Genomic DNA, 15544 nt, shown 5'->3' with positions numbered 1-15544 from the left:
AACGGAGCGATTTCCGTTGTGACGGAATCGCCCTGTCTATTTGTTTTACGCCTTGTCTGGACGCAAAACCGCTTCACGCTTTTGCTGGAAATGCTCTAGTTCCGCCAGGGTTATAGAACCCACCGGCGCGGCAAGCAATAATCAGCGCAGCGAAATTTATGAAAAAGAATAGGCCGCGATCAGAAATTATATAACAGTCGGAATATATCCCATCAAAGCGCGCCAGAAAGGCTCTGCGGCTCAATCGAGAGTGCGCGCTTCCGAAGGCAGCATGATCGGGATTCCGCCGCGAATAGGGTAGGCGAGCCGGGCCTTTTTCGAGACCAATTCATGATGTTCCGCATCATATTCGAGCGGTCCCTTGGTCAATGGGCAAACAAGCAGTTCGAGCAATTTCACGTCGAGATTATCGGTCTTTTCACATTCAGCCATTTCATTCCTCGATCTTCTCCCGATCTTCATTGCAGGCGCGAGCTATAATCATCCCTGATTTTGGCCAGCATCATTTCGGTGATGGCGATCAGCGTCGCCGCGCGCGTTTTGAGATCCGCCGCTTCCAGCAGCGCCTGTTTTTCCGCGGCTCCGAAAGGAGACATCATCGACAGGGCGTTGACCAGCGTTTCATTTCCCGCGCGTGAAATGCTGTCCCAGTCAGCTTCCAGATTATGCACTTCGAGATAGTCGCGGAAGGCACGCAGCAATGCTTCGCGGTCGATATTGGCGGCGTCACGCGCATCTTCGAGATCGGTGAGGAATGGCGCGATGCGACACTGGCGATAAGGACGGCGGCAGTGAACCTCTTCGAGCACGCGGAAGCGGCAAATGCCTTCAAGCGTAATGAGAATGCGCCCGTCTCCGGTTTCGGAAAATGTAGTTATGCGTCCCAGGCAGCCAACCTTGCTCAAAGGCGGTTTTGCGGTCTCGTCAAGCTCGTCACTTTCCTCTTCATCCGGTTGGATATGCGGCTGGATCATGCCGATGATCCGCTTGCTCGAAATGGCGGCTTCCACCATTTCAAGATAGCGCGGCTCGAATATATTCAGCGGAAGCTTACCGCCGGGCAGAAGCAGAGCGCCTCGCAACGGAAAGACCGCCACAACATCCGGTATGTCCGCGCCCGTCCGGTAACGGGCATTGCCCACTTGCATTGCAATCTCCCTTGGAGCGGTTCCTGTTTAAACGGAGTCACCGGACCCGCTCCAAATCTTTGTTTTGTCACATTATCCGACGCAAAACCGTTTCACGCTTTTGCTGGAAATGCTCTAATAGTCCCGCCTCCGGACTTCCCGATCAGGAAAAGAGCAGAGACGAGAGTTTGCGGCGCGCACCTAGCGTTGCCGGATCGGTATTGCCCCACGCTTCAAAAAGCTGCAAAAGCTGCTTGCGCGCGCCATCGTCGTTCCATGTGCGATCGGCCCGCATGATCGCCAGTAATTCATCAGCAGCTTCCTCGCGCCGTCCCTGCGCGTTGCGCACCTGCGCGAGGTCGAAACGAGCCTGATAATCCTTGCCATCCGCCTGAACGCGGCGTTCCAGCTCGATCGGATCGCCAATGAGCTTCACCTGGTCGGCCAGCGCCAACTTGGCCTCAAGCGCCCGCACGGACGCCGCATCCTTCTTGTCGGCAGGCAGGCTTGCCAGTATTTCGCGCGCTTTTTCCGCATCGCCCGATTCCAGCAGGCAAGTGGCAAGACCAACAGCCGCATCGACATTGTCGGGGGTTGCCTGAAGAATCGAAGAGAAGATTTTGGCGGCCTGCACGAAATCGCCGCTTTCAAGCAGTTCGGCTGCGGCATTTATAGCCTCATTGAGCGCCGTTTCCTGGTCGCTGGGACCGCCAATCCTGGTGATGAATTCCTTGATCTGAGATTCGGGTACGGCGCCCATGAAACCATCGGCAGGCTGGCCGTTGACGAAAGCAATCACGGCGGGGATGGACTGGATGCCAAGCTGTCCGGCGATAGCCGGGTGATCATCGATGTTCATCTTGACCAGCTTCACTGCGCCACCCGCCTGACGCACTGCGTTTTCAAGCACTGGCGTCAATTGCTTGCACGGGCCGCACCATGGTGCCCAGAAATCCACAAGCACCGGCTGTTTGCGCGATTCGGCGATAACGTCCGCCTGAAAACCTGCGGTGGTCGTGTCCTTGATCAGATCAGCCCCTGCCGGCGCGGCACCCGATGCACCAAAAGTTACATTGGCCGACATTTGCCCGCCTGCGCTGGAATAGGGATTGTTCTGGCTTGTCATCGGATATTCCTCATGTCTGCCGGTTCGCACGACAGCAAGCGTGACCGGTTTCGATATTTCAGTTTGTACTTATGTCCGCAGATTTCAAGTCAGCCGGGCGAACAAATATTCGTCCGCAGTCTATACCGATACAGTGGCTTTCGCATCCTCCGAAACGGCAAGAATACGCGGCTTATGGCCCGTTGCCTCAAGAAAGCGCATCAAATCGCCGCGCGCTATTGAAGTCGTGGCTTCATTGGTCAGCGGATGACCGTTGATGATGTCATGTTGCATCAATCCTGCATCAAGAATGATCTCGACATTATGTTCTTTGTCATTGACCGCGCCGAACACCGTCACCGCGCCGGGAATGACGCCCAGATATTCGAACAGCTTTTCCGGCTTACCGAAGGAAACGCGGCTCGCTGCGCCGATGATATGGTGTATCGATTTGAGATCGACGACTGCCTCCTCTTCCACCGTCACCAGAAAGAAATTGTCCTTTTTGTCCTTGAGAAAGAGATTCTTGGTGTGGCCACCGGTGATTTCCCCGCGTAGGCCTTGCGAATCCGCCACGGTGAATAATGGCGGATGTTCGACAGTCCTGACCTCGATATCGAGATCGCGCAGATAATCGTGAAGTTCCTGTGGCGTCAGAGGCATATCTATTCCATTTCCCCCGGCAATCGGGCTATTTCGATGGTTCTTACCGGAAAATATCCTGTTGAAAGTCATATATGGTTCGCCGCCGGAGCGGAACCGCCATCGGCTTCAAGGACAATAAAGTGTTTTTACAGCTACTTACAGGGCAGCATAGAGTTTATTTGAGGGAAACGGCATTTCCTGCAATTTCCCTGTTGCAATCGGCGAAGTGTTGGTCCATATAGCGCCTGCTTGGCGGAAACGACTGGCGCGAGCGGGTGTAGCTCAGGGGTAGAGCACAACCTTGCCAAGGTTGGGGTCGAGGGTTCGAATCCCTTCGCCCGCTCCAGTTTTCTTAAAGAAGAACAATGATTTAAGAAGCATCTTACAGAATGCCTCTTGCTTGTAGCGTTCATCTAAGGAACTTTTGTCAGCAATTTGCAATCACGAAAATGCGTGAGTTCGGATACATACGGCCTCATTGCCAATATCAGCCTGATGCCGACGCGCAAGCGCTTCCCTGCCTTCGATCACAAGCTCCATTGCAATCACACACAGTGGCAGCGACGCCAACGATGATAACTTCATCCATGGATGCCTCCTCCTCTATTGATGACGTAAAGCATCACCATCACGGCATTCTGCGACACGCTCGTGAGAGCGAGCTTCCAACCCATCAGTAAAAATCAATACCGAGAACGCAAACTGTTGCGATCCACCAGTCGACGATGGTTGCTCATCGCTCCAGTCTTTAAGTACGCCAGAAACCTCAACCTTTAGTAGTGCGCGAAAGCTTGAAATATAAAAGCACCGTACTGCTTGCACAGGCATTATACAACCATAAGTATATTAGCTTTAACTAAAGCAACTATTAAGTATTATCTAATTTTTCATAAAGCTTATTTACACTGTGCAAAAATTATTATCTTTGTTATTGAGACCATAAACACACCTGCCAGAACAAAGGACCTTCTCGATTATGTCGATTCCCGTAACCAGAAGGCGCATTAACTCGACTATTACTCTGGCTCGAAAATTGCGTCCAGGGGAGTCTTTTGGGACGCTCCTGTATGCAGGTGTTTTTTCTTTTAGCCCAATGAACACTGCGCGTGCCGCCAGTTATTATGTGACGACCGCAGGTGAGTTTATTGAAGCAATTAGCAGCGCGGGAGAGAAATAATGTCACCGACAAAAAAGCGGTCGAACTGGCGTGGATATCATCCCGTTGCTCAGAGAATAAGTAGAACAACACAGCCACATGCGCGAGCTTTCCTGTGCTTGCTGCGGGGTGGGCGCATGACGAAGTACAAGGGCGAGGTCGCCAGCTATGCGCCCTATATTGGACAGGTTGTTTCCGTTTTTGCGCGTGCGGTGCGTGCGAGCACTCTCCCAGGGGCTTTGCTGGCCGGGCTTATGCTTTATCCGGCTGCGGCTGCTGATCAGTACTGGGATGCCAATCAGACGTCTCCCGGATCCGGCGGTACGGGTACCTGGAATCTGACATCGTCTTTCTGGAGCCCGAATGCGGACGGGGTCAGCGGCCCCTATACTGCGTGGAACAATGCTGGACTAGACATCGCGATTTTTGGCGGTACGGCTGGCACAGTAACACTGGGCTCGCCGATCACGGCCAATGGCCTCGCATTTAATACGAACGGCTATACGCTGAGCGGCGGTACGCTAACGCTGGGCGGTGTGATGCCGACGGTCACGGTCAGCACTGGAACGAGTACCATTAATTCTGTGATCGCGGGTACATCCGGCTTGACCAAAGCCGGAGGTGGCATACTGGCATTGAATGGCATCAACACATTCACCGGCGGAATAAATCTCGACGCAGGTACACTCAATGTGGGGAGTGATGCCGCTTTGGGTGCGGCTGGCAATAATATCGTCACGGCAGCTGGTGCATCGGTCGGGTTGACGATATCGGGTGCGAATACGAACCGAACAGTTAATATCGGGGATGGCGGCAAGCTGAATCTGGCTGGCGCTGGTGCAGGGTCCGCGCTTGTTACGGGCAATGGTCAAGTCTCAGTGGGTGTCGGCGTCACGATGAGCAACGATGCCAGCACCTATACCGGCATCACGACCTTCAACGGTGTCAACGGCACCGGCAGCAGCTATTTCACGTCAATCGGCAATCTCGGTGAAGCAAGCTCCCTCGGAGCGCCGGTGACGGTTAGCGACGGCACGATCATATTCGCCCAGTCGAGCCAATATTCCGACAATGTCATCTATCTCGGTGACGGCGACAGCTCCAACCGCAACTGGGAACTGTATGGGGGAGCGGCGCTCATCCGTAACCGGGGTACGGGAACGCTGTCGATAACCGGCGATGTCCTCACTTCGGGCGCCAGCGGTTTTTTCGCGGAAGATGCGGATATAGAGCTTCTGGGCACGCTCAGCGGAGATAAGTACGACTTCAGCGGGAAGACTGGCCGGACGATTACCTTGGGTGGCGTCAATTCCTATACTGGCACATCCGAGATCAGTACCATCACTGTTCGCGCTTCGGTGCTTGCGGACGCGGGGACTGCAAGCTCTCTCGGCGCGGGTACCGATCCCATCTCTATTTCGAATAAGGGTACGCTGAGCTACACTGGCACCGGCGGGAACAGTAATCGTCAGTGGACGATTGCATCGGGAAATATTCTCAACGATGGCAGTGGCGCCCTGACACTTTCCGGTGGGGTCAATCTCGATCCGCTCGCCAGCAATAACAGTTTTACGCTCGGTGGCAGCTTTGCCGGGGTAAACACGCTTTCCGGCGTTATCAGCGGCAAGGGCGACCTCATAAGCGATGGCGCCGGCACTTGGGCGCTCGGCGCTGCCAACACGCGCGAAGGTGCTGTGATTGTCAATAGCGGCACGCTGAGGGCTGGCAACGCCGCTGCTTTTGGCGTGCTAACGGGCGTTACGGTCAATGGCGGTACGCTCGATCTTAACAGTTACGATCTCGTTGCGCCGACGCTGGCCGGTACTGGTGGCAATGTTGCACTTGGCAGCGGCAAGCTGACGAACAATGGCACCATCAGCACGAGCTTTGCTGGAAGCATCAGCGGTAGCGGCGGTCTGGAGAAGCTTGGTACGGGCAAGCTGACGCTGAGCGGCACAAACACCTATACGGGCAGCACCATCATTGGCGGCGGTGAGCTTGCGCTTGATTTCGCCGCTGCGGGTGCACCTGGTTCCAATATTATTTCAAATGCTTCGGCCCTGAATATGGCTGGCGGCAGGCTCAGCATTACAGGTGGTGCCGGGGCAGCCAATGAACAGACTTTCAATGGGCTGAGCGTTACAGCCGGCAGCAATACGATCAGCGCGACCTCGGGTACAGGGGGCAGCCTTACCGTCAATCTGGGGGCCGTAACTCATTCAGGCGGGATTGTGAGTTTTATCCTGCCTACGACCGGAAACATCACCACAACCAGCACTGTGCTTGGCGGCTGGGCGACGGTCAACGGAACCGACTATGCCAAAGTGGTTGGCGGCAATATCGTGGCTTTCACCGAGGCGGATTATACCGACAAGGACGATGCCGGTAACTGGCAGAACGGAGAGTATATTACCGATGTCGACGGCTTTTTCGGAACTGTCGGCTCAACCGTTCAGCTTGGTGGCTTGCGCTATACGGTTGGCAAACCCTCCACAGTAACGGTTGCAGGCGGGCAAACCCTTGGGGTGGACGGCACCATTATCGTTGCTCCGAGTGTCGGCAAGAATGACCAGACGATAACGGGTGGGATGCTGACAGGGAGTTCCGGCGGCGGTGTCGTCGGTATTCATCAAAACAGCACCGGCAATTTCACCATTGGATCCCAGATCGTGGACAATGGCGGTGCGATCGGTGTCACCAAGGGCGGCACCGGCCTCGCAACTCTGTCAGGCTCCAACACCTATAGCGGTGCAACGATCGTCAGTCAGGGCACTTTATCCGTCAACAGCATCGGGAATGGCGGAAGCGCAAGTGCCATCGGCGCTTCGAGCAGCGACTCGGCGAATCTCGTTCTGGAAAGCGGCACGCTTCAATATACGGGCGGCTCTACCATTACGGATCGTGGATTTACTGTCGTGAATGGCGGCGCAACGAGTGCTGCCATCGATGTTGCCAATACCTCGACCAACCTGACATTCACCGGTAAAGTAACCAGCCCCGACGATGGCGGGCTGACGAAAACAGGTGCCGGCACGCTGACGCTTGCCAATGGCGGCAACGACTATATCGGTGCAACGACTGTTGCCGGCGGTACGCTTTCTGTCAATACGCTCGCCGATGGCGGACTTGCCAGCGGTATCGGCGCCTCGTCAAGCGACTCCGCCAATCTGGTTCTGAGCAATTCCGGCACACTGCAATATACAGGCAGCAGTGTAAGTGTTGACCGCGGCTTTACGCTGCAAACACCGGCGGGCGGCATCGATGTTGCCGACATTGGCACGACGCTCGGTTTCAGCGGAGATGTTGTCGGAGACGGCGGCCTGCGCAAATATGGAGCAGGAACGCTGCTGCTCTCGGGCAACAACAGCTATACGGGCGACACGATCGTCAGTGCGGGAGAGTTGCAAGCCGGTTCGACGACTGCCTTCGGCACAGGACCGATGACGGTCGACGCCGGAGCGCGTCTGAATCTCAACGATTATGATAACACGGTCGGCGGTCTCTTTGGCGCCGGCGCGGTCGAGCTTGGTTCGGCAACACTTGAGGTTGCCGCCGGGGGGAACTTCAGCGGTACGATCAGCGGTACCGGTGGCCTGACGCGCACTGGCAGCTACACTTTGACCATATCCGGCTGTAATAATGACTATACGGGCGCAACGACGATCAAGGGCATACTGAGCACAAATTGTCTTGCTGACGGCGGACAGGCCAGCGGCATCGGTGCCTCTACCGCAGATTCAGCCAATCTTGTCATTTCCAATGGAGCGCTCCAGTACACAGGCACCAGCGTGAGCGTCGACCGCGGCCTCACTGTGGGCGGGACAAGCGATATTTTTGTGACCGAAGCTACAACGACGCTGGGCTTTGAGGGGGCAGTCGTCGGCAATGCCAGTTTCAGAAAACGGGGTGCCGGAACGCTGGTTCTTGAAGGGGCCAATAGCTATACCGGGCATACGTTTGCACTCGAAGGAACCTTGCGTGCGGGATCCACTGCCGCATTTGGCGACAGCGGATTGCGGATGGATAATGCCGGCGCAATTGTTGATCTGGCCGGTTTCAACAACAATGTGCTCTATATCGGACAGGGCGGCAGCAGCACACCTGGTGAAATTACATTGGGCGGAGCCGCACTGACGATCACTTATGGTTCAAATCAGACCTATAGCGGTGCGATTTCGGGCAGCGGTTCACTAATCAAGGCTGGTACAGGTATCCAGACTCTTTCAGGGGCCACCAGCAGTTATGACGGGCCGACCACAATCAATGGCGGTGTGCTGGCTGTCACTCATCTGAACAATGGCGGCGTGAACAGTTCGATCGGCGCTTCGAGCGCGGATGCCGGCAATCTCGTTATCAATGGCGGGACATTACGCTACATAGGGTCAGGCGACAGCACGGATCGCCGGTTCACGCTGGGAGCTTCCGGCGGTAATGTGCTCGATGCCTCCGGCACGGGTGCGATCAGTTTTGCCAGCAATGCGCCGGTAACATTCAGTGGTTCAAATACCGCGCAGACATTGACCCTGACCGGCACAAACACCGGCAATAATACGCTTGCTGCCCAGCTTACGAACAATGGTACCGGCGTGACATCGCTTAACAAGGCGAGCACAGGCACCTGGGTATTGTCCAATCCTGACAGCACCTATACCGGCAGAACCAATATCAACGGCGGTGTTCTGGTTGTCGACAAAATGTCCAATGGCGGCGAAGCCAGCAGCATCGGCGCATCTTCACTGGCCGCGGGCAATCTCGTGATCGGAAACGGTTCAACGCTGCGTTATAACGGCAGCGGCGACACTACGGACCGGCTCTTCACACTGGCAGCCGGAACGACTTTTATCGAATCCTCCGGCACAGGCGCGCTCGTTTTCAACAATACTTCGGCAGTAACGCTGTCGGGCAACAATACTGCACGCACCATCGCGCTTGGCGGAACCAACACCGATTTCAACACTCTTGGCGGAACCATCGCTGACAACGGAACCGGCAAGACCACGCTGGCCAAAAATGACAGCGGCACATGGGTATTGACCGGCAATAACAGCTATACCGGCAACACCGTCATCAATGACGGTAATCTGATGATCGGCAATGGCGGCACCTCCGGCAATGCCGGTGCAGGCAATATCATCGTCTTTGCACCGACCTCAACATTGTCGATCAACCGCAGCGACACTTTCGATTTCACGGGCACATTGAGCGGTCCGGGCAGCCTGGCGCAGATCGGCAGCGGAACCACAGTGCTGACTGCCTCGGGTAACAGCATCGGCGCTACCAGCGTGGATAACGGAACGCTGCAGGTGGATGGCAGCCTTGACACGCCGACGATTGCCATGAATGGCAATTCCACCCTCACGGTGAACGGCACGGTCGAAACAGCGTCCGGCGGCACGGCAGTCTTCACGGGTGATGCCGGGTCCAGCACGATCAATGTCAATGCTGGCGGAACGCTGCGCGCCAACGGATATCTCGGCGCAGGCGATGACACAATCAATGTCAGCGGCACACTCGACACCGGCGCAGGCAATCTGCAGCTCGGTGCGGGCAACGACACGCTGGTACTCAATGACAGCGCCGTCTTCGATGGCGGCGGTGTCGATGCGGGTACGGGCGGAGAGACCGGTCGCGGAGATACGCTGAAGGTCGATACCACGGCAGGACGCACGCTTGACGGAGCAAATGTCACTAATTTCGAGAGCCTCGACAAGCTGGGCACGGGAACACTGACCCTGACCGGCGCACACGGCTACAGCGCAGGCACCATGATCGATGCAGGTACGCTACAGATCGGCAGCGGTGCCATGGCCGGTTCACTCGGCGGGGACGTACTCAACAACGGCACGCTGGCGTTCAATCTCGACAATGATTACGGCTTCTCCGGAACGATTTCCGGCAGCGGCGGCGTGAACAAGCTTGGCACCGGCACAACGGCCCTGACCGGCAATAACAGCTATGCGGGCGCGACAAATATTCTGGGCGGCACGCTGCTGGTGAACGGCAATCAGTCTGCCGCCACAGGGCAGACATCGGTTGCAAACGGCGCTGCCCTTGGCGGTACGGGGACTGTCGGCGGCAACGTCATGGTTGCCGATGGCGGTGCGATCAATCCCGGCGAGGCGGGAAGCGCGCCGGGCACACTGACCATCAATGGCGATCTGGTGCTTTCCTCCGGCTCCAGCCTCAACTTCAACTTCGGTGAAGCCGACATTGTCGGCGGGCCGCTCAACGATCATCTGGTTGTCGGGGGCGATCTGACCCTCGACGGTACATTGAATGTTACGCAGACGCCGGGCGGTAATTTTGGTCCCGGTATCTATCGTGTCATCAGCTATGACGGTAGCCTGACTGATAACGGCCTGAACCTGACTTCGCCGGATTACTCGTTGCAGACCTCCGTCAACAATCAGGTCAATCTGGTCAATTCGGCGGGAATGGCGCTGAGCTACTGGGACGGCGACGCCGGTCCGCACGGCAATGGCGTGGTCAATGGCGGCAACGGCACATGGTTTGCCGCCGGTGGCCGGAACTGGACGGATGAAACCGGTACATTCAACGCACCTTTCGACAATGGCAGCTTTGCGATCTTTGCCGGTACTTCCGGTACAGTCATTGTCGACAACAGTGCCGGACAGGTGCAGGCCACCGGCATGCAGTTTGCGACCGGCGGTTACATTGTGCAGGGCAGCGACATAGAACTGGTTGGTCCGGATGCGATCATCCGCGTCGGTGATGGGACGCAAGCAGGCGCAAGCTATGTTGCAACCATCACTTCCAATCTCACCGGAACTTCCGTGCTTGAGAAAACAGACCAGGGAACCCTGGTTCTGGGCGGCATCAACAGCTATAGCGGCGGCACGGCAATCAATGGCGGCACAATACAGATCTCAGCCGACTCCAATCTGGGGCTTGCGAGCGGTAACCTGTCTCTTAATGGCGGTACATTACGCAACACCGGAGCGATCGTTTCGGGGCGTCTTACAGCTTTGGATGCGGGCGGCGGCACATTCGATACGCTTGCCGATCTGACGCTGAACGGTATCGTCAGCGGTACGGGCAGTCTGACCAAGACGGGTGGCGGAACACTGACGCTTGCGGGTGTGAATAGCTATGCCGGCGGCACAGCAATCAATGGTGGGACTGTTGCGGTCTCGGCAGACCAGAATCTGGGCCAAGCCAACGGCGCTGTGACCTTCAATGGCGGCACGTTGAACAATACGGCAGGCTTCGCCTCCAGCCGCGATGCCGTACTGAATGCCTCTGGCGGCACATTCAAGACGGATGGAGATCTGTCGTGGCAGGGCATGATTTCCGGCGCAGGCAGTCTGACCAAAACGGGAGCGGGCGCACTCGTCCTCACTGCTGATACGAGCTATTCCGGCGGCACGACTATTTCGGCAGGCACGTTGCAGCTTGGTAATGGCGGCACGAGCGGCTTCATTATCGGTGATGTTACCAATAACGACGCTCTGGCCTTCAACCGGTCTGATACAGTCAATTTTGACGGACTGATCTCGGGTTCGGGAACGCTTGAACAGAAGGGACCAGGCACGGTCATCCTGACGGCGGACAACACCTATGCCGGTCAGACGACGGTTAACGGCGGGGCGCTTTACATCAATGGCGACCAGTCGCTGGCGACCGGAGAAGTGACCGTGGCCAGCAGCGCTTCGCTTGGCGGCGTGGGGACTATCGGCGGCAATGTCACACTTGGCGCGCTGGCAACACTCAACCCCGGTGATTTGAGTGTAACGCCCGGCACTCTGACCATCAATGGCGACCTCACGATCGCGCCCAATGCAACGCTGGCTTACAATTTCGGTCAGGCGGGCGTCATCGGCGGTGCCTATAACGACCTGACGGTTGTTCACGGCGATCTGCTCCTGGACGGCATCATCGATGTGACCGAGGCACCCGGCGGTAATTTCGGACCCGGTATTTATCGTGTCATCAGCTATGACGGCGCGCTGACCGATGGCGGGCTTGTCAGCGCATCGCCTGATCATGCGGTGCAGACGGCCATTGCCAATCAAGTCAATCTCGTCAGCACGAGCGGTCTGCTGCTGAACTTCTGGGACGGTGCGGACGCATCGCTTCATCATAACGATGCGGTGAACGGCGGCGATGGTGTCTGGCAACTGGGTGGATCTGCGAACTGGACAGGTTCGACCGGCGACCTGAACGGCACATTCGATAATGGCAGCTTTGCTGTCTTCGGCGGCAAGGCGGGTAATGTCACTGTCGATGCCGGTGCAGGCGCCATCACGGTTGCCGGAATGCAGTTCGCTACCGACGGCTATCTGGTCGAGGGCGACAGCATCGCTCTGAACGGCCCGCAGGCGACGATCCGCGTCGGCGACGGCACAATGCCCGGTGCGGGTTATGTGGCGACGATCGCTTCCGATCTGACGGGCAACAGCCAGTTGGTGAAGACCGATCTGGGCACATTGGTGCTGGACGGCGCCAACAGCTATAGCGGCGGTACGGCGATCCATGGCGGTACGGTTCAAATCTCGAATGACAGCAATCTTGGTGCTCTGTCGGGGCAACTGACTTTCGACAGCGGCACCTTGCGCAACACAGCAGCAATGTCTTCCACACGCGATGCAGGCCTGCTCGCAGGCGGCGGCTCGTTCCAGACCGATGCCGAACTGACGTTGTCCGGACTGATCAGCGGAATGGGTGCCCTGACCAAGGGCGGCAATGGCGCGCTGATCCTCACCGGCACCAACAGCTACAGCGGTGATACTACAGTTTCTGCCGGTGGGCTGTTCGTCAATGGCGACCAGACGGCAGCAAACGGCGCGACCTCGGTTCTGAGCGGGGCGTCGCTGGGCGGCAAGGGCATTATCGGCGGCAACGTGACGATTTCAGATGGCGGAACGCTCAATCCGGGCGATGCCGATGGTACGCCGGGTACGCTTTCCATTCTCGGCGATCTCAGCCTCAGCAGCGGTTCGATCCTGAATTACAGCTTTGGTTCGGCCAATGAAGTTGGCGGATCGCTGAACGACCTGACGACGGTGGGCGGCAATCTGGTTCTTGATGGCACGATCAATGTCTCGGTCACACCGGGCGGTTCTTTCGGACCGGGCGTCTATCGCGTGTTCAGCTATGACGGCGCGCTGACCGACAACGGATTGTCCATCGGCAGCATACCTTCCTCCGGCGCCTATGTGCAGACCTCGATTGCCAATCAGGTCAATCTGGTGACCACCGACGGGCTGTCCCTGAATTATTGGGATGGCAATGCCGGCCCCAAAAACAATGGTGTTGTGGATGGCGGCGACGGCCTGTGGCAGAGCTCCATCGGTAATGAAAACTGGACCGACAGCACCGGCACCATCAACGCGCCATATTCCGATTCCTCCTTCGCGATCTTCGCGGGGAAAGCCGGTATGGTAACGGTCGATAACAGCCTTGGTAATGTGACGGCTTCCGGCATGCAGTTCGCAAGTGACGGCTATGTCATTGAGGGTGATGATCTTGCCCTGACCGGCGGAACGACCTCGACAATCCGTGTAGGCGACGGCACAACCGACGGTGCCGGTTTCACGGCGACGATTTCGTCGCAACTGACCGGATCGACACAGCTCGTCAAAACCGATCTCGGCACACTCGTGCTGACCGGAGCCAACAGCTATACCGGCGGTACGGCTGTCAACGGCGGCACGCTTGCGGTCTCCTCCGATGCCAATCTGGGCGAAGCGAGCGGGGAAGTCAGTCTCAATGGCGGCACGCTCAACACCACCGCGAGCTTCGAAACCGCGCGCCAGCTCAATGCGCTCGGTGAGGTCAATGTGCGTACCGATGCGGAGACCGTGCTGACCTGGAACGGGTTCATTTCCGGTGCGGGCAATTTGCACAAGTTGGGCGGCGGCAGGCTGGATATTGCGTCCGACAACTCCGCTTTCGCGGGTACGACGTCCGTGCAGGAAGGTGTGCTGGAAGTCAGCGGCAGTCTGTGCGGCGATGTCAACGTTCTCTCAGGCGGCAGGCTTGAGGGCAACGGAACGGTCTGCGACACCAATAACTTCGAGGGCGGCACCGTGGCGCCAGGCGTTTCCATTGGTACGCTGACGGTTGACGGCAATTATAGCGGAAGTGACGGTACGCTGGAGATCGAGGCGGAACTTGGCGGCGATTCGTCCAAGGCTGACCGGCTGGTCGTGACCGGCAATACCTCCGGCACCAGCAATGTGAAGGTGGTCAATCTCGGCGGCGGTGGTGCGCAGACTGAAAACGGCATCAAGATCATCGATGTCGGCGGCAAGTCGGAAGGGACCTTCAGCCTGCTTGGCGATTATCTCTTCCAGGGAGAGAAGGCCGTCGTGGGCGGGGCCTATGCATACCGGCTCTACAAGGACGGTATCAGCACGCCGGCAGATGGCGACTGGTATCTGCGTTCCACCTATCTCAATCCCAATAATCCGGAGCCGCAGCCGCTCTATGCGCCAGGCGTTCCGCTCTATGAGGCCTATGCCAATGTGCTGCAGAGCTTCAATGAGCTCGGCACCTTGCAGCAGCGGGTCGGCAACCGGTCGTGGGGTGCTGAAGCGACGCCGCAGGGAGCGGATGTACCCGGCGCGGGACCGGTCGACCGCAGCGCGATCTGGGCCCGCATCGAAGCGGCTCACTCCAGCATCACGCCGGAACGTTCCACTACCGTGTCCGATTACGATACGACTGTCTGGAAGTTGCAGGCGGGTCTGGACGGCATGCTGCATGAGGGCGAAAGCGGGATTCTTATCGGCGGCGTGACCGCTCATTTCGGAACGGTTTCGTCCAGCATCATGTCGGTTTTCGGCACTGGCTCCATCGATACGACCGGCTACGGTCTGGGCGGTACGATGACCTGGTATGGCGAGAACGGTTTCTATGCCGACGCCCAGGCGCAGCTCACCTGGTACGACAGCGATATCAAGTCCGCGACGCTGGGCAAGACACTTGCCGAGGGCAATAACGGTTTCGGTTATGCGCTTAGCATCGAAGCGGGCCAGAAGATCGCATTGCAGGACGGCTGGTCGCTGACCCCACAGGCTCAACTGGCTTATTCGTCCGTTCGCTTCAGCCGGTTTACCGATCCGTATAGCGCGGAGGTATCGGCCGGTGACGGGGATCGTCTGCTTGGCCGGCTTGGCCTGTCCGGCAACTATGAGCGCCAGTGGACCGATAGCCTTGGACAGGTTCGCAGATCCCACGTTTATGGCATTGCCAACGTCTACTACGATTTCCTGAACGGTTCGGATGTCGATGTTTCAGGTGTGGGCTTCTCAAGCCGCAATCAGGCGCTGTGGGGCGGCATCGGAATGGGTGGAACGCTGAGCTGGGATGACGGGCACTATGCGCTTTATGGCGAAGCGCTTGCCAAAACCAGCTTGAAGGACTTCGGCGATAGCAAGAGCATAGGCGCCAAGCTCGGCTTCATGGTGAAATGGTAACGGCGGCAAGCGGATTTCCGCGGACTGCAACAAGAAAGGTGACTAGCTTGCGAATACTCGATTTCTCCAG

General features: G+C 57.4%; 5 protein-coding genes and 1 tRNA gene. 2 read left to right on the top strand and 4 right to left on the bottom strand.

What is annotated here, in order from left to right:
* Nucleotides 1–240 precede the first annotated feature (240 nt).
* From KUG47_RS15975 to KUG47_RS15960, 4 genes are all read right to left on the bottom strand, one after another.
* Nucleotides 241–432 (bottom strand): Trm112 family protein, encoded by a 192-nt coding sequence (locus KUG47_RS15975; RefSeq protein ID WP_217678969.1) that lies wholly within the window; start codon nucleotides 430–432, stop codon nucleotides 241–243.
* A gap of 26 nt (nucleotides 433–458) precedes the next feature.
* Complete coding sequence (locus tag KUG47_RS15970) at nucleotides 459–1148, bottom strand: LON peptidase substrate-binding domain-containing protein (protein ID WP_217678968.1); 690 nt, start codon at nucleotides 1146–1148, stop codon at nucleotides 459–461.
* 142 nt (nucleotides 1149–1290) lie between these two features.
* The gene (trxA, locus tag KUG47_RS15965; protein WP_217678967.1) at nucleotides 1291–2253 is read right to left on the bottom strand and encodes a thioredoxin; all 963 of its coding nucleotides are present in this window, start codon (nucleotides 2251–2253) and stop codon (nucleotides 1291–1293) included.
* Nucleotides 2254–2373: 120 nt separating this feature from the next.
* Entirely contained in the window at nucleotides 2374–2895 is a 522-nt protein-coding gene (locus KUG47_RS15960; protein WP_217678966.1) for a prolyl-tRNA synthetase associated domain-containing protein, read from the bottom strand.
* Between the two features lie 253 nt (nucleotides 2896–3148).
* On the opposite strand from KUG47_RS15960, the gene KUG47_RS15955 reads away from it, so the two are divergent.
* A tRNA-Gly gene (locus KUG47_RS15955) sits at nucleotides 3149–3223 on the top strand.
* Nucleotides 3224–4170: 947 nt separating this feature from the next.
* Entirely contained in the window at nucleotides 4171–15474 is an 11304-nt protein-coding gene (locus tag KUG47_RS15950; RefSeq protein ID WP_254799599.1) for an autotransporter-associated beta strand repeat-containing protein, read from the top strand.
* Nucleotides 15475–15544 lie beyond the last annotated feature (70 nt).

Source organism: Falsochrobactrum tianjinense, assembly GCF_019100495.1.
In the GTDB taxonomy this organism is placed as follows: Bacteria; Pseudomonadota; Alphaproteobacteria; order Rhizobiales; family Rhizobiaceae; genus Brucella; species Brucella tianjinense.
Note: the sequence above shows the minus strand (reverse complement) of the source record. Positions and strands in the feature narration are given on the sequence as shown.

What these genes read in the sequence shown, in the direction of transcription:
- KUG47_RS15975 (WP_217678969.1), bottom strand. Translation starts at nt 432, where the DNA reads ATGGCTGAATGTGAAAAGACCGATAATCTCGACGTGAAATTGCTCGAA.
- KUG47_RS15970 (WP_217678968.1), bottom strand. Translation starts at nt 1,148, where the DNA reads ATGCAAGTGGGCAATGCCCGTTACCGGACGGGCGCGGACATACCGGAT.
- KUG47_RS15950 (WP_254799599.1), top strand. Translation starts at nt 4,171, where the DNA reads ATGACGAAGTACAAGGGCGAGGTCGCCAGCTATGCGCCCTATATTGGA.
- KUG47_RS15960 (WP_217678966.1), bottom strand. Translation starts at nt 2,895, where the DNA reads ATGCCTCTGACGCCACAGGAACTTCACGATTATCTGCGCGATCTCGAT.
- trxA (WP_217678967.1), bottom strand. Translation starts at nt 2,253, where the DNA reads ATGACAAGCCAGAACAATCCCTATTCCAGCGCAGGCGGGCAAATGTCG.